This is a genomic window from Pseudonocardia sp. 73-21, from assembly GCF_001899645.1.
Classification (GTDB): Bacteria; Actinomycetota; Actinomycetes; order Mycobacteriales; family Pseudonocardiaceae; genus Pseudonocardia.
Genome location: NZ_MKVV01000035.1, coordinates 137871 through 157987 on the forward strand (window position 1 = coordinate 137871; position 20117 = coordinate 157987).

Sequence of the window (20117 nt, forward strand, 5' to 3'; positions counted from 1 at the left end):
AGGCAGGTGAAGGCACTGCCGGCCTGCCGGACGCTCCGCACCCGACCGGTGCGGGCCGTCCGGCAGGCCGTCGGCCGTAAGCATGGCGGTCTACATCGTCCGGCGACTGATCGCCGCAGTGATCCTGCTGCTCATCGTCACCGCAGCAACGTTCGTGATCTTCTTCCTGGTGCCCCGGCTCGCGGGTGCCACTCCTGACGACCTCGCGTCGCGCTACGTCGGCAAGAGCGCCGGCCCGGATCAGATCCACGAGGCGGCGGTGCGGCTGGGCTTCACCGATCCGATCGTGGTGCAGTACGGCCGTTTCGTCGGCGGTCTCGTCTTCGGTCGCGACTACTCCACGGGTCCGATCTCTGTGCACTGTGACGCGCCGTGCGTCGGGTACTCCTTCATCACGCAGAACCCGGTGCTGCCGGACCTGCTGGACCGGTTGCCGGTCACGCTGTCGCTCGCCGTCGGAGCGGCCGTCCTCTGGCTGGTGGGCGGTGTGGCGACAGGTGTGTTGTCCGCCCTGCGACGCGGTTCGGTCTTCGACCGCACCGCGATGGGCGTCGCGCTCGCCGGGGTCTCGCTGCCGATCTTCTTCACCGGCCTGCTGTCGCTGTCGGTGTTCAGCTACGCGCTGGGCATCACCGCGCCCGGAGGGAGCTACACGCCGTTCGAGGACAACCCGTTCGTCTGGGCCTACGACCTGCTGTTGCCGTGGATCACGCTCGCGTTCCTCTACGCCGCCGGCTACGCCCGCCTGACGAGGGCCGGGATGCTGGACACCATGGGCGAGGACTACATCCGTACCGCGCGGGCCAAGGGCCTGCCGGAACGCACGGTGGTGGTCAAGCACGGGCTGAGATCCGCGCTGACCCCGATCCTGACCATCTTCGGTCTCGACCTCGGCCTGCTGCTCGGTGGCGCCATCCTCACCGAGAGCACCTACTCGCTCCCAGGGATCGGCAAGTACGCGGTGGACGCCATCGTCAACAACGACCTGCCCAAGATCCTCGGGGTCGTACTGCTCGGCAGCATCTTCATCATCGTGGCCAACCTGATCGTCGACCTGCTCTACGCCGTGATCGACCCGAGGGTGAGGCTGTCGTGACGGGTCCGTTCCTGCAGGTCAAGGATCTGAGGGTGCAGTTCCGCACCGACGACGGCGTGGTCAAGGCCGTCGACGGGCTGTCGTTCGGCCTGGAGCGTGGCAAGCGGCTGGGCATCGTCGGCGAGTCCGGTTCGGGCAAGAGCGTCACCAGCCTGTCGATCATGGGCCTGCACAAGCCGGGCTCGGCCGACATCTCCGGCGAGATCTGGGTCGGCGGTCACGAGATCGTGTCGTCCACGCCGGAACAGGTGCGCAAGCTCCGCGGCTCGACGATGGCGATGATCTTCCAGGACCCGCTCTCGGCGATGCACCCGTACTACTCGGTCGGCCACCAGATCGTGGAGGCCTACCGGCTGCACAACGACGTCAGCAAGGCGGACGCGAAGAAGCGTGCGATCGACCTGCTCGACCGGGTCGGCATCCCGCAGGCGAAGTCCCGCTTCGACGACTACCCGCACACGTTCTCCGGTGGGATGCGGCAGCGCGCCATGATCGCGATGGCGCTGTCGTGCAACCCCGACCTGCTCATCGCCGACGAGCCCACCACCGCCCTCGACGTCACGGTGCAGGCGCAGATCCTGGACCTCATCGTCGACCTGCAGTCGGAGTTCGACTCCGCGGTCGTGATCATCACCCACGACCTCGGCGTGGTGGCGGAACTGGCCGACGACATCCTCGTGATGTACGGCGGGCGGGCCGTCGAGTACGGCACCGCTCTCGAGGTGTTCACCGCCCCGCAGCACCCGTACACGTGGGGGCTGCTGGGGTCGATGCCGCGCTGGGACCGCGAGCGCACCGACCGGCTCCTGCCGATCAAGGGCAGCCCGCCCAGCCTGATCAACATCCCGTCGGGCTGCGCGTTCCACCCGCGGTGCGACTTCGCCGACCGCACCGGCGGACGCTCGCAGACCGAGCGTCCCGAGCTGCGCGACGGCGGCGCCGGCCACCTGGCGGCGTGCCACCTGTCCGTCGAGGAACGGACGCAGATCTTCACCGACGAGATCAGGCCGAAGCTGTGACGGCCGGGGACGGGATCGTGACGCTCGACAAGACCGCCGAGGCGCCGCTGCTGCGGGCCACAGGGCTGGAGAAGCACTTCCCGGTGCGCCGTGGGCTTCTGCAGCGCAAGGTCGGCGCCGTCCAGGCCGTGGACGGGCTGGACTTCGAGGTGCGCAAGGGCGAGACGCTGTCGCTGGTGGGGGAGTCGGGCTGCGGCAAGACCACCACGGGGCGGCTGCTGACGCGGCTGATCGAGCCCACCGGCGGCACCGTCGAGTTCGAGGGTCGCGACATCTCCCATCTCGGCCAGGGCTCGCTACGGCCGCTGCGCCGCGACATCCAGATGATCTTCCAGGACCCGTACTCGTCGCTGAACCCGCGGCACACCGTCGGCAAGATCGTCGGTGCGCCGTTCGAGATCCAGGGCGTCACGCCCGAGGGCGGCGTCAAGAAGACGGTGCAGGAGCTGCTGGCGCTGGTGGGGCTTTCTCCGGAGCACTACAACCGCTACCCGCACGAGTTCTCCGGCGGCCAGCGCCAGCGCATCGGCATCGCCCGCACCCTGGCCCTGCGGCCGAAGCTGATCGTGGCCGACGAGCCGGTGTCGGCGCTGGACGTGTCGATCCAGGCGCAGGTCGTGAACCTGCTGGAGGACCTGCAGGACGAGCTCGGCCTGACCTACGTGCTCATCGCCCACGACCTGTCGGTGGTGCGGCACGTGTCGGACCGGGTGGCCGTGATGTACCTGGGAAGGATCATGGAGATCGGGGACGCGGCGTCGGTGTACGGCCGACCGATGCACCCCTACACCGTGGCGCTGCTCTCGGCCGTGCCGGTCCCGGACCCGACGCGCGTGGGCAAGCGCGAGCGGATCCTGCTGACCGGCGACGTGCCCAGCCCGCTCAACCCGCCGGCGGCCTGCCGGTTCCACACCCGGTGCTGGAAGGCGCAGGAGATCTGCGGGGTGGAGACCCCGCCGATGGTGGAGCTGGAGCCCGGGCACCAGGTGGCCTGCCACTTCCCGGAGAACCAGCCCGCTTGAACGATCATCGGGGGTCGACGCACCCACCGCACCGTCCCCGCCACCCAGCGCGGCCTCCCCGGCACTTCAGCGTCGGTGAACCGCAGGATCTCCCATCCAGCGGCGGTGAGGTGGGCCTCCCGCCGCAGGAGCTCCAGATCCACCTCGACGTCGGCACGCACGTAGGAGTCGATGAACCGCCGCCGGAACCGCGGCCCCCGCAGTTCTCCACGAGTGACGAGCCCTGCAGTCACGGCGGCGGACCCACGAAACGGTTGATCGAACACGGCAGCACCGACGGATCCCGCGCCGCCGAGGTTCCCTCACGGCCGTGATCGTTCCGAGACGGGCCCGGACGTTGATCGAACTACCGGGGAACCGCATCTCGGGACGATCACGGGGAACTCACAGGTGACAGGGCTAGCGTCTGGCCGGTGACCGTGGATCTGGTTCTCTCGTCCGCCGCCGACCCGTCGGGCGTCACCTTGCTCGGCGCGCTCGGGCTGTTCGCCGGCATCCCGTTGCTGATCATCGCGGTGATCGTCGGGGCGGTGTACGGCACCCGCTGGCGCTCCCGGCGTGGCGAGGTCCGCAGCCCGCGGACCCGCACGTCCGAGCCGGAGCTGCTGACCGAGCCCGTACTGGGCCGCCCGGACCAACCCCGCCGGCGCCGGGGGCACGAGGGTGACGAACCGGGCTGATCAGCCGCCGTTCTCCTTCTCCTCGCCGCGCCGGCGCAGGAGGCGGAAGCCGGGGATGCCGTTGATGGCCTGGCGGATCTCGTCGAGCTGGTTGAGCAGCTCGTGGACGTCCGGGCCGACCTTGTCCAGGGTGACCAGGATCGGCAGGACGTCGCTGACCACGTGCTCGGTGATCTGGGGGAGCTGGTCCACCAGCCGGATCGCGGCCTGCAGCTCCTCCTCCGAGAACTCCTGCACGAAGCGCCGCGCCAGCGGTACGGCCCGTTCGGCGATCGGCTTGTAGGTCTCCAGCAGGTCGTTCGCGACGTCGGCCGCACCCGCTGCGGTGCCGACGACACCACGCGCGTCATCGGCGACGGAACCGGCCTTCGACACCAGCGCCGCGGCGCCCTCGGCCACCCCGTCCGCACGCTCCACCAGCCCGGCGGCCCGGTCGGCCACGGCGCCGGCGCGGGAGACGAGCCCGGAGGCGCTCTCGGCCACGGTGTCCGCCCGCGAGACGAGGGCGGCTGCGCCCTCGGCGACCCCGCCGGCCCGCTCGACGAGCGCGGCGGCACCGCCGGCGACCCCGTCGGCGCGCTCCACCAGCCCGGCTGCGCCCTCGGCGACCCCGCCGGCGCGGGCGACCAGGGCCGCGGCGCCGTCGGCCACCGTGTACACCTCGGCGAGCAGGGGCTCGGCGCGGCCCACCAGCTCGTCGGCGCGGCCCACCACGTCGTCGACGCGGGCGATCACGGCCCGGACGTCGCCCAGCACGTCGTCCACGGACCCGACGACGCCGTCCACGGCGTCGGCGATCCCGGTGATCCGCCCGACCAGGCCCTCGGCCTCGTCGAGCAGGGCGGCCACGCGCCGGGGGACGTCGACCATGACCTCGACGGCGTCATCGGTCCAGCCCATCACCGCCCGAGCTCCGACGATCATGTCCGAGGGGCCGACCCACACCGGCAGCCCACCTACGCGCAACACCATGGAGGTGATCCTCGCGCACCGGGCCCCTCGCGGCTCGCTCGACCGGCCAGACCCGGCCCGACACGGCCGAATGCCCTACGTTCGGGCGTCAGGTCGAGGGCAACGGAGCTCCCGGCCGATTCGACGAGGAGGGGACGACACCATGACCCGGGGATCCTGGACCAGGCGCGACTTCCTGATGCGCACGGCCACGGCCGGCGCGGCCGTGCTCGCCGGCGGCACGGTGCTCTCGGCGTGCACCAGCACCGGCGCCGGCGCGGGTGGCAGCGTGCTGGCCGGCGCGAAGAGCGCCGGCACGATCAAGATCGGTATCGCGGGCGAGGAGCCCTACGGGTTCACGGATCTGACCGGCAAGGTCACCGGTGAGGCGCCCGAGGTGGCGCGCGCGGTGCTGCGGGCCGTGGGCATCAAGGACGTGACGGCCCAGCAGGTGGACTTCGGGTCGCTCATCCCCGGGCTCAACGCCAAGCAGTTCGACATGGTCTGTGCGGGCATGAACATCACCCCCGAGCGGTGCAAGCAGGCCGCGTTCTCGATCCCGGACTACACGGCGCTCACCGCGTTCCTGGTCAGGACGGGCAACCCGACCGGCGTCGCGACGTTCGAGGACGTGGCGTCGAAGAACCTCAAGCTCGCGGTGCTGGGGGCGGCGGTCGAGCAGGGTTACGCGACGGACGCGGGCGTGCCGGCCGGCAACATCACGACGTTCCCCGACCAGAACGCGCTGCTGCAGGCCGTCACCGCGGGGCGGGTGGACGCGGCGGCTCTCACCGACATCTCGCTGAAGTGGCTGGCCGGCAAGAACCCGCAGGCCGGCGTGACGGTGACGGCCGGCTTCACCCCGAAGGCCAAGGGCAAGGACGTCGTGTCGGCCGGCGGGTTCGTCTTCCGCACCGCGGACGCCGACCTCAAGGCGGCCTTCGACACCGAGCTCGGCAACCTGCAGAAGAGCGGGAAGTGGGCGGAGATCGCGAAGCCGTTCGGCTTCTCGGAGTCCAACCTCCCCCCGGCCGGCCTGACCACGCAGCAGCTCTGCACAGCGACATGAGCGATCTCAGTACCTGGTTCCAGGTACTGCTGCTCGGGCTGCCCGCCACCCTGATCGCGACCGTCGGCGGCATCGCGCTGACCGTGGTCCTGTCCTTCGTGGCCGGGCTGGCGCTGCTGTCGCCGTCGCGCACCGTGCGCGTGGTCAGCCGGATCTACGTCGAGGGGCTGCGCGGCACGTCGGAGGTCGTACAGCTGTTCTGGATCTTCTTCGCGCTGCCGGTGCTCGTCGGGTTCCAGATCGTGCCGATCTGGGCGGGCGTGCTCGTGCTCGGGCTCAACCACGGCGCGTACGGGGCGGAGATCGTGCGCGGCGCCGTGCAGTCGGTGCCTCGCGCCCAGTACGAGGGCGCACTGGCGCTGAGCCTCTCGCCCGCGCAGCGGATGCGGCGGGTGATCCTGCCGCAGGCGGTAGTGGAGATGCTGCCGCCGGCGGGCAACCTGTTCATCCAGCTGCTCAAGAGCACCGCGCTGTTGTCGTTCGTGTTCGTCCAGGACGTCACCCGGCAGGCCCACGACGTGCTGATCCCGGCGTTCAACCCCTACGTCTTCCCGATCCTGCTGCTGACGCTGGCGTTCTACCTGGTGCTCTCGCTGCTGATCACGGCCGGGATGCGGGCGCTGGAACGGGTGGCCGGGCGCCGGCTGGGCCGCGTGGCGGTGGGCGTCGGATGACCTGGGACTGGAACTACGTCGCCGATGTCCTGCCCGCCCTGCTGGACGGTCTGCGGATCACCGTCATCGCCACGCTGCTCGGGTCCCTGGTGGCGCTGGTGCTCGGGCTGGTGTTCGCGGTGCTGATGCGGGGGCCGGCGCCGGTGCGGGTGGTGGTGCGGGCGCTGGTGGAGTTCGTGCGCAGCACTCCTCTGCTGGTGCAGGTGTTCTTCCTGTTCTTCGTGCTGCCGCAGTTCGGGGTGACGCTCGGGGCGCTCGTCGTCGGGGTGATCGCGCTCGGCCTGCACTACGCCGCCTACAACTCCGAGGTCTACCGCGCCGGCATCGAGGCGGTGCCGCGCGGGCAGTGGGAGGCGGCCACCGCGCTGAGCCTGCCGCGTTCCCGCGTGTGGACGGGTGTCGTTCTCCCGCAGGCGATCCCGCGGGTGCTCCCGGCGCTGGGCAACAACGTCATCTCCATGTTCAAGGAGACCCCGCTGCTGATCGGCATCGGCGTGCTCGACATCGTCGGCCAGGCGCGGGAGGCCGGGAACACCACGTTCCGCTACGTCGAGGTCTACACGATCGCGGGCCTGCTGTTCCTGGTGCTGAGCTACCCGGCGGCGCTGCTCGTCCGGAGATTGGAGCGCCGAGTTGTCGGCACCTGACATCGATACCGCACCGATGATCGTGTTCGAGGGCGTGGAGAAGCGCTTCGGGGACAACGTGGTGCTCTCGGACCTCGACTTCACCGTGGCCTCCGGCGAGCACGTGACGCTGATCGGGCCGTCCGGGTCGGGCAAGACGACGATCCTGCGGTTGCTCATGTGCCTGGAGGCGGTCTCCGACGGGGTCATCCGCGTCGGCGGGAGACCGTTGTCGCACATGGAGAAGGGCGGCCGGCTCGTCCCCGCCGACGAGAAGCACTCGCGCGAGGTGCGCAAGCACATCGGGATGGTGTTCCAGCAGTTCAACCTGTTCCCGAACATGACGGTGCGCGGCAACCTGGTCGAGGCCCCGACGCGCGTGCTGGGCCTGAGCAGGGACGAGGCGGACGCCCGGGCCGTCGAGCTGCTGGACCTCGTCGGGCTCGCCGAGAAGATCGACGAGCACCCGTCGCGGCTCTCGGGCGGTCAGCAGCAGCGCGTGGCGATCGCACGCGCCCTGGCCATGCGCCCGGACGTCCTGCTGCTCGACGAGGTGACCTCCGCGCTCGACCCCGAGCTGGTCGCGGGCGTGCTGAAGCTGCTGCGCGAGATCGGGGAGACCACCGACATCACCATCCTGTGCGTCACGCACGAGATGGGGTTCGCGCGCGACTTCTCCCACCGCGTGATGATGTTCGACGGCGGCCGCATCGTGGAGGACGCGCCCCCGGAGGAGCTGTTCACCGCGCCCCGCGAGCCGAGGACGCAGGAGTTCCTGCGGGCGGTGCTGGGGCGCTGATCACCGGTCGTCGGCCGGCAGCGCGCACAGCGACGACGTGGTCAGGCCGGCCGGAGGGTCGTTGTCGGCGGTGAAGCCGAACGGGGCGGTGATCCGCAGCCACTCCCCGGAGCTGTGCAGGGCGTCCAGCGCCCCGTCGAGGGCGTCGAGGAGGTCGGTGTCCGCGGGCCGCACGGCGAACGCGCCGGCGGGGGTGACCGTGGCCCCGCCCACCACCGGCTCCACGGGCCGGGTGACCATCAGGCCGCTGCCGGGGTTGCGCCGCAGCTCGTTCCTCAGCGACAGCGCCGTGAGCGCGCCGACCGGCACCTCGCCCGCCGCCACCGCGCGGAACAGGGTGCTCTGGCCGCCGTACTCGGCGATCCGGTCGGGGGCGACTCCGGCGGCGAGCGCGTAGTCCTTCTCCGACGACGCCGCGATCACCCCCAGCCGCTGGCCGGAGCGGGCGACGCCGCCGAACGTCGCGATGCCGCGCGGGTTGCCGACGGGGACGAGGAAGGCGGGGAGCGCCACGAAGTCCGGCCGGGAGAACGCCACCTGCGTGCAGCGACCGGGTGTGATCGTCATGCCGGCGGTGATCATGTCGAACTGGCCCGACACCAGCCCGGGGATGAGCCGGTCGAAGTTGACCTGGACCGCCTCGAGCCCGCCGATGCCGATCGTGGCCAGTGCCGCGCGGGCCACCTCGGGCTGGGCCCCGGTGACGGCGCCACTGCTGTCGGCGTAGCCGAACGGCTCCTCGCCCGCGATACCCACGCGCAGCACGCCGTCGCCGCGGGCCCGCTCCAGCGCGTCGCCCGAGCGCCCGCACGCGGCGGCGTGCGGCAGCGCGGCGGCCGCGGCGAGGAACATCCGGCGGTTCAGCATCCCGGGCAGGCTATGACGGGCGTCGTCGCGGCGCCCGGCGGGCGGCCTACGCGCGCAGGAGATGGTGCTCGACGCCGCTGCACCGTGCGAAGTCGCGGGCGACCGTGGCGATGGTGCATCCGTGCTCGGTCGCGATGGCCGCCCCGGGCCGACGAGCAGGTGATTCCGTTGCCCGACGACGGCGGTCACGACATCGTCGAACCACGGCCCGCGACACCGTGCAGGAGGTGATCGCCCCGGAAGGCGGCCACGACGACGGTCGAACCGAGGAGGAGCACCGTCAGCGTGACGGGACGGTCGGTGCGCTGGGCCGGAATCGCGAGCTCGCGCCGCAATGCCGCGTCGATGACGGCCACAGGGACTCACCGCGTTCGTGTGCGAGTCGCTCGGCGGCCAGCAGCAGTTCGGCGGAGATGGACACGGTGACGCGCATGACAGGTCAATCCGTCCAGACCGCCGGCCGCTTCTCCAGGAACGACGCCATGCCCTCACGTGCGCCCGGGCTCTGCGACAGCGACGCCATGACCTCGACGGCGATGGCGTAGGCGTCGGCCTCGGGGCGGTCGAGCTGGGCGTAGAGGGTCTGCTTGCCGACGCCCTTGCCGAAGCGGCTGCCGCGGGTGGCGCGGGCGAGCAGATCCTCGACGGCCCGGTCGAGCTCGGCGTCGGGGACGGCGTAGTTGACGAGGCCCCAGTCGGCGGCCGTGGCCGCGTCGATCGCGTCGCCGGTCAGGGCCAGCTCCATGAGCCGCTTGCGCCCGACGTTGCGGGCCACCGGGACCGCGGGGGTGTGGCAGAACCAGCCGCCCTTGCCCCCGGGCAGCGCGAAGCCGGCCGACTCGGCGGCCACCGCGAGGTCGCAGGTGGCGACGAGCTGGCAGCCCGCGGCCGTGGCGATGGCCTGGACGCGCGCGATCACGACCTGGGGCACCTCCTGGATGGTGTTCATGACCTTCGTGCACAGTTTCAGCAGGTCACGCACACCGGCGAGGTCGCGCGAGGAGACGTCGGCGAAGTCGTGACCGGCTGAGAACGCCGTGCCCTCCGCGGCCAGCACGATGCCCGTGGCGTCGGAACGGCCCGCGGTCTCGAACGCGTCGAGGAGCTCGCGCAGGTGCCCCTCGGACAGCGCGTTGCGGCGCTCGGGGCGGTTCATCGTGATCCGGACGGTGTCGCCATCGTGCTCGACCGTGAGGTTCTCGTAAAGACCCATGGCACCACGGTAGCCGTCGGGGGGGGCGGGGCCGGGTTCTTCTTCGTCGACACCCTGCCCGGCGGGCCCGCGACGCCCGTACCTGATGGCCTACGCGATGGCGAGCGCGTTGGAGGCCCCGTCACCGCACGTCACGCCGGAGCTGGCCGCCGAGGTCGCCGAGGCCTACCGATCACTGATCTCCCACGTCGACGGCGAGTGGCGCCGCCGCGTGCGCTGAACCTGAGGGGAGCACCACCATGACCACCAGTGCACCGAACCTGACGGACCCGGCGCTGATCGCCGACCCGTTCGGCGGCTACGGCCGGCTGCGGGAGGAGGCGCCCGTGCTGCTCGGCGCATCCTTCGACGGCAGCCCGGCCTGGTACGTGACGCGCCAGGAGGACGTCCGCACCGCGCTGTCGGACCACCGCTTCGTCATGGACCCGGACATCGCGCGAGGGACCGGCAGCGGCAACCCCCGTGCGGCAACCCCCGTGCGGCAACCCCCGTGCGGCGATCTTCGAGCAGCTCGGCATCCCGGCCGAGTTCACGCCCTACCTCACCGACACCATCCTCGACGTCGACGGCGTCGACCACGCGCGGCTGCGCAAGCTGGTGTCCCGCACGTTCACGGTGCGCCGGGTGCACGAGCTGCGCCTGCGCGTCGAGGCCATCGCCGCGGACCTCCTGGACGGGCTGCCCGAACGCGTCGACCTGCTCGCCGAGTACGCCTACCCGCTGCCCATCACCGTGATCAGCGAGCTGGTGGGGGTGCCGAAGGCGGACCGGCCGGAGTGGCGGAAGTGGGCCACCGCGCTGGTGACGATGAACCGCGAGACGATTCCCGGCGCGATGCGGGACATGGTCGCGCACTGCCGGGACCTCATCGCCCGGCGCCGTGCCGAGCCCACGGGCGACCTGATCACCGGGATGGTGGCGGCGCAGGAGGACGGCGCCGAGGTGCTTTCTCCCGCGGTGGCGCACGACAGCGCCGATCGCCTGACCGACACCGAGATCGTCACCATGATCCTGACGCTGGTGCTGGCCGGCCACGAGACCACCGCGCACCTGGTCTCCAACGGCACCCTGGCCCTGCTGCAGCACCCCGACCAGCTCGACCGGCTGCGCCGCGACCCGTCGCTGTGGCCGGGCGCGGTCGACGAGCTGATGCGCTTCTGCGGGCCCGTGCACGTCACACGGCTGCGCTACGCCACCGAGGACGTCGAGCTGGGCGGTGTCACGATCCACGCCGGTGACGCGGTGCAGTCGGTGCTGGTGTCGTCGAACTTCGACCCGCGCGTCTACGAGGATCCCGAGCGCCTCGACGTCACCCGGAAGCCCGCGGGCCGCGGCGACGGGCACGTCGGGTTCGGGCACGGCGCCCACTACTGCCTGGGTGCCGCCCTGGCCCGGCAGGAGGGTGAGGTGGCCCTGCACGCGCTGGTGGACCGGTTCCCCGCGCTCGCCCTCGACGGCCCGACGGAGTGGGTGCCGCTGCCCGGCTCGCACCGGCTGACCGCCCTCCCGGTGCGGCTGGCCTGACCGCGGTCGTGCGCGGAAATCAGTGCCCTGGCACTGATTTCCGCGCACAGGGGGTGTCAGTAGGACTTCGGCAGCCCCAGCGTGTGCTGGGCGATGAAGTTCAGGATCATCTCCCGGCTCACCGGGGCGATCCGGGCCGTGCGGACGGCGCCGATCAGCGTGCCCACCCCGTACTCGACGGCCATGCCGTTGCCGCCGTGGGCCTGCACCGCGGCGTCCACGGCGTTGATGGCGGCCTCGGCGGCGGCGTACTTGGCGATGTTGGCGGCCTCGCCGGCGGCCGCGTGGTCGCCGGCGTCGTAGAACCACGCCGCCCGGGTCGTCGCCATCCGGGCCAGCTCCACCTCCACGTGCGCCTTCGCCAGCGGGTGGGCGATCGCCTGGTGGCTGCCGATCGGGGCCTTCCAGACCGTGCGGTCCTTCGCGTACTCCGTGCCCTTGCGCAGCGCGTAGCGGGCCAGGCCGTTGGAGTACGCGGCGACGGTGATCCGCTCCGGGTTGAGCCCGGCGAACAGGGCCGCGAGCCCGGCCTCCTCGCCGCCGACCAGCGCGTCGTCGGGGAGGTGGGCGTCGTCGAAGAAGACCGTGAACTGCTTCTCCGGGCTCTGGATGGCCATCTCGATGGGCTGGTAGGTCATGCCCGGTGTGTCGGTCGGGACGATGAACATGGCCGGTCGCAGGGTCCCCCGTGCCGACCCCTTCTGGGCCCCTTCCAGCCGCGCCACCACGAGCGTCGCCTCGGTCTCGTCGACGCCGGAGATGTAGTACTTGGTGCCGCTGAGCCGCCACCCGCCGGCCGGGTCGCGACGGGCCGTCGTGGTGATGTTGTGGGAGTTGGACCCCGCGTCGGGCTCGGTGATGGCGAACGACATCTTCGCGCTGCCGTCGGCGAAGCGGGGGAGCCAGCGCTCCTTCTGCTCGACGGTGCCGCTGGTGGCGATCACGGTGGCGGCGATGGCGGGCGAGACCACGATCAGCAGCAGCGGGCATCCCGCCGCCGCGATCTCCTCCGCGACGATCGACAGCTCCACCATCCCGGCCCCGCCGCCGCCGTACTCCGCGGGCACGGCCACGCCGAGGTAGCCGTTGTCCCCGGCCTCCTTCCACAGCTCCGAGGTCTTCGCGCCGGAGCGGGCCTTCTCGAGGAAGTAGTCGTGGCCGTACTTGGCGGCCATCGCGGCCACGGACGCCCGCAGCAGCTGCTGCTCGTCGGTCTCCCGGAGATCCATCTGTCCCACAGTAGAAGCACTCAACGGGGTGCGGGACCGGCGGGCGGAAGTGCTCGTCCGCGTGCGCAGCGCGCAGTGGACGGTCGCTCCTACGGTTGCGGTGTCGGCGTCCGTTCGCGGTCGCCCAGACGCGGCCGGCCGGCGACGGCAGGTTCGGCCCGGCGCAGGTCCACCACCCCACAGCCGGCTTCAGCCGCCCCGCGCTCCGCGGGGTGGTCCCGCGCTACACCCCGTGCCTGGTGTGCCCGGCCCGCCGGCGAAGGGAAAGACCAGCTCGTACCTGACGAGCGGCATCTCGGAGCGGTCAGGGCCGCCGGTCGTGGAGCAGCAGGAGCAGGTAGGCCGCCACGGTCTGGGCGTCGACGATCTCGGAGCGGCGCACCATCTCCTCGAACTCGGCGGTGCTGAACCAGGCGGCCCGCATGTCCTGCTCGGTGTGCTCGCGCCGCACCGGCCCCTCGACCAGCTCCGTCGCGAGGAAGACGTGCTCGCGCTGGCTGGACATGCCCGGTGCGATGTCCATGTCCCCCAGCAGCTCCATGCGTCCGGCGACCAGGCCCGTCTCCTCCTCCAGCTCGCGGGCCGCGAGCACGGCGGGCTCGAGCTCGGCCCGGTCGGGGGCGGTGCCCATGGGGAACTCCCAGCGCCGCGCCCCGACCGGGTACCGGAACTGCTCGACGAGGTGCAGCCGGTCGCCGTCCCGGGGGATGACCACGGCGGCGGTCGGCTTGTCGACCACCCCGTAGATCCCGTCCGTGCCGTCGGAGCGCCGGACGGCGTCCTCCCGCACCGTCATCCAGGCGTTGGCGTAGACCTCACGGCTGCTGATCGTCTCCACGGCCCGAGTATCGACGGGGCGGGTAGGGGCCGAGGTAGGGGTATCCGATCCCGGCGGCCCACAGCCAGCCGTTGTCGGTGGCGAGGTGCTGCACGACGGCGCGGCCGAAGGCGCGCAGGGCGCGTGACCAGTGGGGCATGCTCGAGCTGCTCATGATCGTCTCCTAGACGGACGGCGAGAGGGACGGAAGGACGGAGCGGCCGCCGACCAGCACGGCGACGGGACGGAGCAGGTCGGCGATGTCGGCCAGCGGGTCGCCCGCGACGGCGAGCAGGTCGGCGTCGAAGCCGGGGGCGACGCGGCCCTTGCGGTCGCCGAGCCCCACCACCTGAGCGGCCACGTGGGTGCCCGCGCGCAGGGCGTCGACCGGCGTCATCCCGAGCTCGGTGAGCTGCGCGAGGCCGAGGGGCAGCACGCCGTGCGGCTTGACCGGGGCGATGCCGGCGTCGGTGCCGGCGACGACCAGGGCGCCCTCCCGGACGAGCCGGCCGATCGCGGCGAGCATCGCGGGCAGGTGCCGCAGCAGCTCCGCCGGCGCGACGATGCCCTCGACGGGGCGGATCCCCATCGTGGCGCCCACCGCGATCCGGCGGGCCACGATCGCGGCCACCACGTCGTCGGGGGTGTGCACGCCGTCGGCGGTGCGGAACGCGCAGTGCTCGATGCCGTCGACGCCGGCCGCCACCGCGTCGACGATCGCGTCGAGGGCGTGCGCGTGGGCGGTGACCGGGAGGCCGTGACGGTGGGCCTCGGTGACGAGGAACCGCAGCTCGGAGGGGGAGAACTGGGCCTGGTGCACCACCGTGCCGGCGGTCATCATGCCGCCGCTGGCCATCACCTTGATTACGTCGGCTCCGCGCTGCACGTGCTCGTCGACCGCCGCCCGGATGCCGTCGACCCCACGGGCGATCCCGCCGAGGAAGTGGCAGTGGCCGCCCTCGGACGTGATCGGCGGGCCGGCGGCCACGATCGTCGGCTGCGGGCCGGTCGCGGTCTCGCGGTAGCGCAGCGACAGGTAGTCGCGGTCGCCCAGGTCGCGCACGGTGGTCACGCCGGCGGCCAGCTGCCCGGCGGCGGCGTCGGCCATCGCGGCCAGCACGGCGTCGTCGTCGCGGTCGGCGAGCGACGCGACGGGATCGGGGCCGGCGTCGAAGCAGAGGTGGACGTGGGTGTCGATCAAACCGGGCAGCAGGGTGGCGCCGGGCAGCTCCACGAGCTCGGCGTCCGGAGGGACCGGGGCGCGCGGCCCGGAGTCGACGGCGGTGATCCTCCTGTCCTCGACGACGACGAGCGGGTCGGCGACCGAGGCCGCCCCGTCGAAGAGGCGGTCGGCGCGGATGGCGGTGCGGGATCGGGTCATGCCGGAAGTTCTACGAGGTCAGAGCGCTCCCGCCATCGTGGAAAGCACGCAGGAGCGGTACTGAATCCGCGCTAGCGTGTCGTCCGTGGAGCCCCGGTTGGTCGGCCGGGCCGTCGAGCTGAAGGAGCTCGTCGGCCGGCTGGACGAGGCGCTGGGCGGTCGCGCCGGGCTCGTCCTCGTCTCCGGTGAGCCCGGGATCGGCAAGACCCGTCTCGTCGCGGAGCTGGGCCGGCTCGCCGCGGCGCGGGCGGTGCCCGTGCTGTGGGGCGGGTGCACCGACGAGGACGGCGCACCCGCGTTCTGGCCGTGGCGCCGGATCCTGCGTGCCTGGCTGGCCACCGCCTCCCCCGAGCGCGTCGGGACGCTCCTGGCGGGGCGCCGTGGGGACCTGGCGCGGATCGCCCCCGAACTGGGCCCGGCCGCACCGACGGACGGCCCCGAGCAGCGCTTCGCCCTCTTCGACACGGTGGCGGGGTTCCTCACCGACCTCGCGGCGCCCACCGGCCTCGTCCTCGTGCTCGACGACGTGCAGTGGGCCGACCCGGCGTCGCGGGCGCTGCTCACGCACCTCGCCCGGGAGACGGCCGACGCCCGGCTGCTCATGGTGGCCACCTACCGCACGGCGGAGCTGGCCGGGACCTGGCTGCCCGGCGCCGTCCGCCTGGAGCTGGCGGGGCTCGACGAACCGGACGTGGCGACGGCACTGGCCGACCGCCTCGGCCGGGCCCCGTCGGCCGGGATGGTCGCCACGGTCACCCGCCGCACGCGCGGCAACCCGTTCTTCGTCGGCGAGCTGGGCCGGGCGTGGACGAGCGACCCCGACGCGTCGCGGGTGCCGGCCGCCGTGCGTGACGTGGTCCGCCGGCGGCTGGCCCGGCTGCCCGACGCCGCACGGGCGTTGCTCGACGTCGCCGCGGTGATCGGCCGCGAGCCCGATCTCGCGCTGGTGGCCGGGGCGGCCGGCGTCACGGCGGGCGACCTGCTCGACCTGCTGCGGCCGGCCGTCGACGACGGTCTGCTGGAGCGTCCGCCCGGGCGTCCCGGGCTGCGGTTCGGTCACGACCTCGTGCGGGAGACGCTGCTCGTCGAGCTGGCCCCGGCCGACCGCGCCCGGATCCACCTGGCCGCGGTCGGCGTGCTGGAACCCGCCGCGGGGGATCCGGACGTGCTGCCGGAGCTGGCCCACCACGCGCTCGCGGCGCTCCCGCTCGGCGACGCCGGCGCGGCGTGCGGGTGGACGTGCGGCGCGGCCCGGCTGGCCACGGCGCAGCTGGCCTACGAGGAGGCGGCGCGCCTGTACGGCCGGGCGCAGGCCGTCGGTGCCGCGGTGCTCGTCCCGGCCGAGCGGATCGAGCTCCTGCTGGACACCGCCCGGGCGCAGGCGCTCGCCCACGACGTACCGGCCGCGATCGGGACCTGTACCGAGGCGGCGGAGCTGGCGCGGCGCACGGGCGACCACGCCGCGCTGGGGCGGGCTGCGCTCGGCATGCCGGAGGTGTCGGAGGCCGAATGGCTCGTCACCGTGCAGGGGTGGTGCACCGAGGCCCTGCGCGGGCTGCCCGGGACCGACAGCCCCCTGCGGGCCCGGCTGCTGGCACAGCTCGCGCACTGTCGCGTGCTGGCCGCCGACCGCCCGGGCATGCTGGCCGCCAGCGAGGAGTCCCTCGCGATGGCCGAACGGCTCGACGACTCGTCGTCGCTGGTCAGTGCGCTGAGGTCCCGGCAGCTGGTCTTCTCCGACGCCGACGGCAACGCCGCCCGTCTCGTGCTCGGCGGGCGCATGCTCGCGGTGGCGGAGCGGTCGGGCAGCGCGTCCGACGCGATGTGGGGCCACCTCTGGCGGTTCGACGCGCTGCTGCAGGCCGGCCGGGTCGCCGAGGCCGAGGCCGAGGTGGACCTGCTGGAACCCATCGTCGTCGCACTCCGCCAGCCGATGGCCCGGCTGCACCTGCTGCGCAGCCGCGTGGCGCTGGCGTTCGGGCGCGGCCGGTTCACCGAGGCGGCGCAGCTCAACGACGAGTCGATCGCCCTCGCGCTGGACGGCGGGCACCAGGGGGCCGCCGCGACGGGCCGGTCGCTGCGCTTCACCCTCGCCGCGCTCACCGGTGGCGATCCCGGCGACGTGTCCTGGTTCCTCGGCAACCCCGCCCTGGAACAGTCGTTCACGGGTCTGTCGCGGGCGTCCTACGCCCAGATGCTCGTCGCGTCCGGTCGGGCGGCCGAGGCCCGCCGCTGGTACGAGGGCCTGCCCGGGCCGGGTTCGCCGCGGATCCCGGCGTTCATGGGCATGACCGTGGAGGTGGTGCGGGCGCAGCTGGCCGCCGACCTCGGTGACGCCGGCACGGCCGGGACCTGCCACCGGTTGCTGCTGCCCTACGCCGACCTGCACGCCGTCGGCGGCGCCGGGGCGATCACCACGAGCGGCTCGATGCACCTCTATCTGGGCATGGCCGCGCTCGCCGCCGGCCGCCCGGATGCGGCCGTCCGGCACCTGCGCACGGCCGTCACGGTCAACGACGCCGCCGGGTTGGCGCCGTTCGCGGCCCTCGCGCGCTACCGGCTCGCGACCGCGTTGCGGGCCGGTGGCCGGGCCCTCGACGAGGCCGCCGCCCTGGCCGCCGCGGCCGGTGCGACCGCCGACCGGCTGGGCATGGCGCCGCTGCGAGCGCAGGTCGACGCAATGGCCTCCGACGACGGCGGCCCGCTCAGCCGCCGTGAGGCCGAGATCGCCGAGCTGGTGGGCCGGGGCCTGACCAACCGCCAGATCGCGGCCGCCGCCCACATCTCCGAGCGCACGGTGGAGACCCACGTCCAGCACGTCCTGGCCAAGCTGGGCTTCTCCGGCCGCAGCCAGATCGCGGCGTGGGTGGCGACCCGGAGGCAGTAGGGTCTCGCCGGTGCGTCTCGTCATCGCTCGCTGCCAGGTCGACTACGTCGGCCGCCTCACCGCCCACCTCCCCATGGCCCCGCGGCTGTTGCTGGTGAAGGCCGACGGGTCGGTGAGCATCCACGCCGACGACCGCGCCTACAAGCCGCTGAACTGGATGAGCCCGCCGTGCTGGCTCGAGGAGCAGCCCGGCGTGTGGACGGTGCGCAACAAGGCCGACGAGTCGCTCGTCATCACCATCGACGAGGTGCTGCACGACACGAAGCACGAGCTGGGAGTCGACCCCGGCCTGGTCAAGGACGGTGTGGAGGCACACCTGCAGGAGCTTCTGGCCGCCCACCCGACCACGTTCGGCGAGGGCTACACGCTGGTGCGCCGCGAGTACATGACGGCGATCGGGCCGGTCGACCTGCTGCTGCGCGACGCGGCGGGGAAGTCCGTGGCCGTCGAGGTGAAGCGGCGCGGTGAGATCGACGGCGTCGAGCAGCTCACCCGCTACCTCGAGCTCATGAACCGCGACCCGCTGCTCGCGCCGGTCGCGGGCGTCTACGCGGCCCAGCAGATCAAGCCCCAGGCCCGCACGCTGGCCGAGGACCGCGGCATCCGTTGTCTCGTGGTCGACTACGACGCCCTGCGCGGCACTGAGAGCACGGATCTGCGCCTGTTCTAGCGGCTCCGCCGCCCGTGCGCGGAAAACGGTGTCGGAGCACTGATTTCCGCGCACGACCCCGGGGCCTACTCTGGAGTAGTGACCGCCACCGAGGTGCCCGCAGACGCCGTACCGGCGACCTTCGAGTCGCTCGACCCCCGTACCGGCGAGGTCGTCGGTACCCATCCCGTCCACGACGAGGCCGCCGTCGAGCAGGCCGTCGCCCGGGCCGTCGAGGCGGGCCAGTGGTGGGCCGGTCTCGGTTTCACCGAGCGCGGCAAGCGGCTGGGGGAGTGGCGCAAGGCGCTCGTCCGGCGCCTCGACGACATCGCCCGCGTCGTGTCCGACGAGACCGGCAAGCCGTTCGACGACTCCCGCCTCGAGCTCGTACTGGCCATCGACCACCTCGACTGGGCCGCGAAGCACGCCGAGAAGGTCCTCGGGAAGCGCAAGGTCTCGTCCGGGATGCTCATGGCCAACCAGGCCGCGACGATCACCTACGCGCCGATCGGCGTCGTCGGCGTCATCGGGCCGTGGAACTACCCGGTGTTCACACCGATGGGCTCCATCGGCTACGCGCTCGCGGCCGGCAACGCCGTGGTGTTCAAGCCCAGCGAGCTGACGCCGGGCGTCGGCACCGCGCTGGCCGACTCGCTCGCCGAGATCGCCGAGGGCCACCCCCTGCTGCAGGTCGTCACCGGGTTCGGGGAGACCGGCGCCGCGCTGTGCCGCGCGAAGGGCGTCGGCAAGATCGCCTTCACCGGCTCCACCGCCACCGGCAAGCGCGTGATGGCCGCCTGCGCCGACACCCTCACCCCGGTGCTCATCGAGTGCGGCGGCAAGGACCCGCTGATCGTCGACGTGGATGCCGATCTCGAGGCCGCCGCCGACGCCACCGTCTGGGGCGGCATGTCCAACGCGGGTCAGACCTGCGTCGGCGTCGAGCGCGTGTACGTCGTCGAGCAGGTCGCCGACCGGTTCATCAGCCACGTCGTGCGCAAGGCCGAGGCGCTGCGCCCCGGCGACTTCGGCCCCATGACCATGGCGTCCCAGTCCGACATCGTCGCCGGTCACGTGGACGACGCGCTGGCGAAGGGCGGCCGCGCCGTGGTCGGCGGGCCGTCGTCGGTGCACCCGCCGTTCATCGACCCCGTCGTGATCGTCGACGTGCCCGAGGACTCCACCGCGATCACCGAGGAGACGTTCGGGCCGCTGATCGTCGTCAACCGCGTGCCGGACGTCGACGAGGCCGTGCGCCGCGCCAACGGCACCGGCTACGGCCTGGGCGCCACCGTGTTCTCGAAGAAGCGCGGCGAGGAGATCGCGGCGCAGCTGCGCTGCGGCATGGTGGCGATCAACAGCGTGATCTCGTTCGCCGGCATCCCGGCCCTGCCCTTCGGCGGGGTCGGCGACTCCGGGTTCGGGCGCATCCACGGCCAGGACGGGCTGCGGGAGTTCACCCGGCCCCAGGCCGTGGCGCGCCAGAAGTTCGCCCTGCCCATCGCGGTGACCAGCTTCAAGCGCACCTCCCGCGGCATGAACGCGCTGCTCGGGCTGGTGCGGCTGCGGCACGGGCGTTAGTCACAGCCGGGCCCGGGCACGCCGCGGGTCTGG

Annotated in this window: 21 protein-coding genes; 13 read left to right on the forward strand and 8 right to left on the reverse strand. The window is 72.7% G+C overall.

Annotation, left to right across the window (positions count from 1 at the left end):
- Positions 1–82 precede the first annotated feature (82 nt).
- From BGP03_RS10415 to BGP03_RS10430, 4 genes are all read left to right on the forward strand, one after another.
- Positions 83–1096, forward strand: coding sequence for an ABC transporter permease (locus BGP03_RS10415; protein WP_296367833.1), 1014 nt, complete (start codon positions 83–85; stop codon positions 1094–1096).
- On the forward strand, positions 1093–2115 hold the full coding sequence (locus tag BGP03_RS10420; RefSeq protein ID WP_296367836.1) for an ABC transporter ATP-binding protein: 1023 nt from the start codon (positions 1093–1095) through the stop codon (positions 2113–2115). The genes BGP03_RS10415 and BGP03_RS10420 overlap by 4 nt, the downstream gene beginning before the upstream one ends.
- A gap of 17 nt (positions 2116–2132) precedes the next feature.
- Positions 2133–3137, forward strand: a complete 1005-nt coding sequence (locus tag BGP03_RS10425; protein ID WP_296367838.1) for a dipeptide ABC transporter ATP-binding protein — start codon at positions 2133–2135, stop codon at positions 3135–3137.
- 413 nt (positions 3138–3550) lie between these two features.
- Entirely contained in the window at positions 3551–3817 is a 267-nt protein-coding gene (locus BGP03_RS10430) for a hypothetical protein (RefSeq protein WP_296367839.1), read from the forward strand.
- Here BGP03_RS10430 and BGP03_RS10435 read toward each other — a convergent pair whose 3' ends face one another.
- The gene (locus BGP03_RS10435) at positions 3818–4789 is read right to left on the reverse strand and encodes a hypothetical protein (protein WP_296367842.1); all 972 of its coding nucleotides are present in this window, start codon (positions 4787–4789) and stop codon (positions 3818–3820) included. It lies immediately after the preceding gene.
- Positions 4790–4931: 142 nt separating this feature from the next.
- Between BGP03_RS10435 and ehuB the strand changes: the two genes are divergently transcribed.
- From ehuB to ehuA, 4 genes are read left to right on the forward strand one after another with little or no spacing between them, the layout of a single operon-like run.
- Positions 4932–5837, forward strand: coding sequence for an ectoine/hydroxyectoine ABC transporter substrate-binding protein EhuB (ehuB, locus tag BGP03_RS10440; RefSeq protein ID WP_296367845.1), 906 nt, complete (start codon positions 4932–4934; stop codon positions 5835–5837).
- Positions 5834–6511, forward strand: a complete 678-nt coding sequence (locus tag BGP03_RS10445) for an amino acid ABC transporter permease (protein WP_296367846.1) — start codon at positions 5834–5836, stop codon at positions 6509–6511. The genes ehuB and BGP03_RS10445 overlap by 4 nt, the downstream gene beginning before the upstream one ends.
- Complete coding sequence (ehuD, locus tag BGP03_RS10450) at positions 6508–7158, forward strand: ectoine/hydroxyectoine ABC transporter permease subunit EhuD (protein ID WP_296367848.1); 651 nt, start codon at positions 6508–6510, stop codon at positions 7156–7158. The genes BGP03_RS10445 and ehuD overlap by 4 nt, the downstream gene beginning before the upstream one ends.
- 16 nt (positions 7159–7174) lie before the next feature.
- Positions 7175–7936, forward strand: a complete 762-nt coding sequence (ehuA, locus tag BGP03_RS10455) for an ectoine/hydroxyectoine ABC transporter ATP-binding protein EhuA (RefSeq protein WP_296367850.1) — start codon at positions 7175–7177, stop codon at positions 7934–7936.
- On the opposite strand, the gene BGP03_RS10460 is transcribed toward ehuA, so the two are convergent.
- From BGP03_RS10460 to BGP03_RS10470, 3 genes are all read right to left on the reverse strand, one after another.
- Positions 7937–8803 carry a transporter substrate-binding domain-containing protein gene (locus tag BGP03_RS10460; protein ID WP_298799467.1) on the reverse strand — a complete coding sequence of 289 codons (867 nt, stop codon included), beginning with the start codon at positions 8801–8803 and terminating at the stop codon, positions 7937–7939. It lies immediately after the preceding gene.
- A gap of 185 nt (positions 8804–8988) precedes the next feature.
- On the reverse strand, positions 8989–9159 hold the full coding sequence (locus BGP03_RS10465; protein ID WP_296367853.1) for a hypothetical protein: 171 nt from the start codon (positions 9157–9159) through the stop codon (positions 8989–8991).
- 83 nt (positions 9160–9242) lie between these two features.
- Positions 9243–10016, reverse strand: a complete 774-nt coding sequence (locus BGP03_RS10470; RefSeq protein WP_298799468.1) for an enoyl-CoA hydratase-related protein — start codon at positions 10014–10016, stop codon at positions 9243–9245.
- A gap of 85 nt (positions 10017–10101) precedes the next feature.
- Here BGP03_RS10470 and BGP03_RS10475 point away from each other — a divergent pair, with 85 nt between their 5' ends.
- Both BGP03_RS10475 and BGP03_RS10480 read left to right on the forward strand, forming a co-directional pair.
- A complete protein-coding gene (locus BGP03_RS10475) occupies positions 10102–10236 on the forward strand; it encodes a hypothetical protein (protein WP_298799469.1) in 135 nt (44 codons plus the stop codon).
- A gap of 242 nt (positions 10237–10478) precedes the next feature.
- Positions 10479–11540, forward strand: coding sequence for a cytochrome P450 (locus BGP03_RS10480; RefSeq protein WP_298799470.1), 1062 nt, complete (start codon positions 10479–10481; stop codon positions 11538–11540).
- Between the two features lie 56 nt (positions 11541–11596).
- On the opposite strand, the gene BGP03_RS10485 is transcribed toward BGP03_RS10480, so the two are convergent.
- The 4 genes from BGP03_RS10485 to BGP03_RS10500 all read right to left on the reverse strand — a co-directional run bounded on the left by BGP03_RS10485 (position 11597) and on the right by BGP03_RS10500 (position 14967).
- Positions 11597–12769 (reverse strand): acyl-CoA dehydrogenase family protein, encoded by a 1173-nt coding sequence (locus tag BGP03_RS10485; protein ID WP_296367859.1) that lies wholly within the window; start codon positions 12767–12769, stop codon positions 11597–11599.
- Between the two features lie 304 nt (positions 12770–13073).
- Positions 13074–13607 (reverse strand): NUDIX hydrolase, encoded by a 534-nt coding sequence (locus tag BGP03_RS10490; protein ID WP_296367861.1) that lies wholly within the window; start codon positions 13605–13607, stop codon positions 13074–13076.
- Entirely contained in the window at positions 13585–13761 is a 177-nt protein-coding gene (locus BGP03_RS10495; RefSeq protein WP_296367862.1) for a hypothetical protein, read from the reverse strand. The genes BGP03_RS10490 and BGP03_RS10495 overlap by 23 nt, the downstream gene beginning before the upstream one ends.
- Before the next feature lie 9 nt (positions 13762–13770).
- On the reverse strand, positions 13771–14967 hold the full coding sequence (locus tag BGP03_RS10500) for an amidohydrolase family protein (RefSeq protein ID WP_298799471.1): 1197 nt from the start codon (positions 14965–14967) through the stop codon (positions 13771–13773).
- An 85-nt stretch (positions 14968–15052) separates the two neighbouring features.
- Between BGP03_RS10500 and BGP03_RS10505 the strand changes: the two genes are divergently transcribed.
- From BGP03_RS10505 to BGP03_RS10515, 3 genes are all read left to right on the forward strand, one after another.
- Positions 15053–17854, forward strand: coding sequence for a LuxR family transcriptional regulator (locus BGP03_RS10505; RefSeq protein ID WP_298799472.1), 2802 nt, complete (start codon positions 15053–15055; stop codon positions 17852–17854).
- A 10-nt stretch (positions 17855–17864) separates the two neighbouring features.
- Positions 17865–18524, forward strand: a complete 660-nt coding sequence (gene nucS / locus BGP03_RS10510; protein ID WP_298799473.1) for an endonuclease NucS — start codon at positions 17865–17867, stop codon at positions 18522–18524.
- Between the two features lie 78 nt (positions 18525–18602).
- A complete protein-coding gene (locus tag BGP03_RS10515) occupies positions 18603–20084 on the forward strand; it encodes an aldehyde dehydrogenase family protein (RefSeq protein WP_298799474.1) in 1482 nt (493 codons plus the stop codon).
- Positions 20085–20117 lie beyond the last annotated feature (33 nt).

Excerpts from the sequence above, each read along its gene's own strand:
- BGP03_RS10415 (WP_296367833.1), top strand. The coding sequence starts at position 83 with ATGGCGGTCTACATCGTCCGGCGACTGATCGCCGCAGTGATCCTGCTG.
- BGP03_RS10435 (WP_296367842.1), bottom strand. The coding sequence starts at position 4,789 with ATGGTGTTGCGCGTAGGTGGGCTGCCGGTGTGGGTCGGCCCCTCGGAC.
- ehuB (WP_296367845.1), top strand. The coding sequence starts at position 4,932 with ATGACCCGGGGATCCTGGACCAGGCGCGACTTCCTGATGCGCACGGCC.
- BGP03_RS10445 (WP_296367846.1), top strand. The coding sequence starts at position 5,834 with ATGAGCGATCTCAGTACCTGGTTCCAGGTACTGCTGCTCGGGCTGCCC.
- ehuD (WP_296367848.1), top strand. The coding sequence starts at position 6,508 with ATGACCTGGGACTGGAACTACGTCGCCGATGTCCTGCCCGCCCTGCTG.
- ehuA (WP_296367850.1), top strand. The coding sequence starts at position 7,175 with ATGATCGTGTTCGAGGGCGTGGAGAAGCGCTTCGGGGACAACGTGGTG.
- BGP03_RS10460 (WP_298799467.1), bottom strand. The coding sequence starts at position 8,803 with ATGCTGAACCGCCGGATGTTCCTCGCCGCGGCCGCCGCGCTGCCGCAC.
- BGP03_RS10470 (WP_298799468.1), bottom strand. The coding sequence starts at position 10,016 with ATGGGTCTTTACGAGAACCTCACGGTCGAGCACGATGGCGACACCGTC.
- BGP03_RS10475 (WP_298799469.1), top strand. The coding sequence starts at position 10,102 with ATGGCCTACGCGATGGCGAGCGCGTTGGAGGCCCCGTCACCGCACGTC.
- BGP03_RS10485 (WP_296367859.1), bottom strand. The coding sequence starts at position 12,769 with ATGGATCTCCGGGAGACCGACGAGCAGCAGCTGCTGCGGGCGTCCGTG.
- BGP03_RS10495 (WP_296367862.1), bottom strand. The coding sequence starts at position 13,761 with ATGAGCAGCTCGAGCATGCCCCACTGGTCACGCGCCCTGCGCGCCTTC.
- BGP03_RS10500 (WP_298799471.1), bottom strand. The coding sequence starts at position 14,967 with ATGACCCGATCCCGCACCGCCATCCGCGCCGACCGCCTCTTCGACGGG.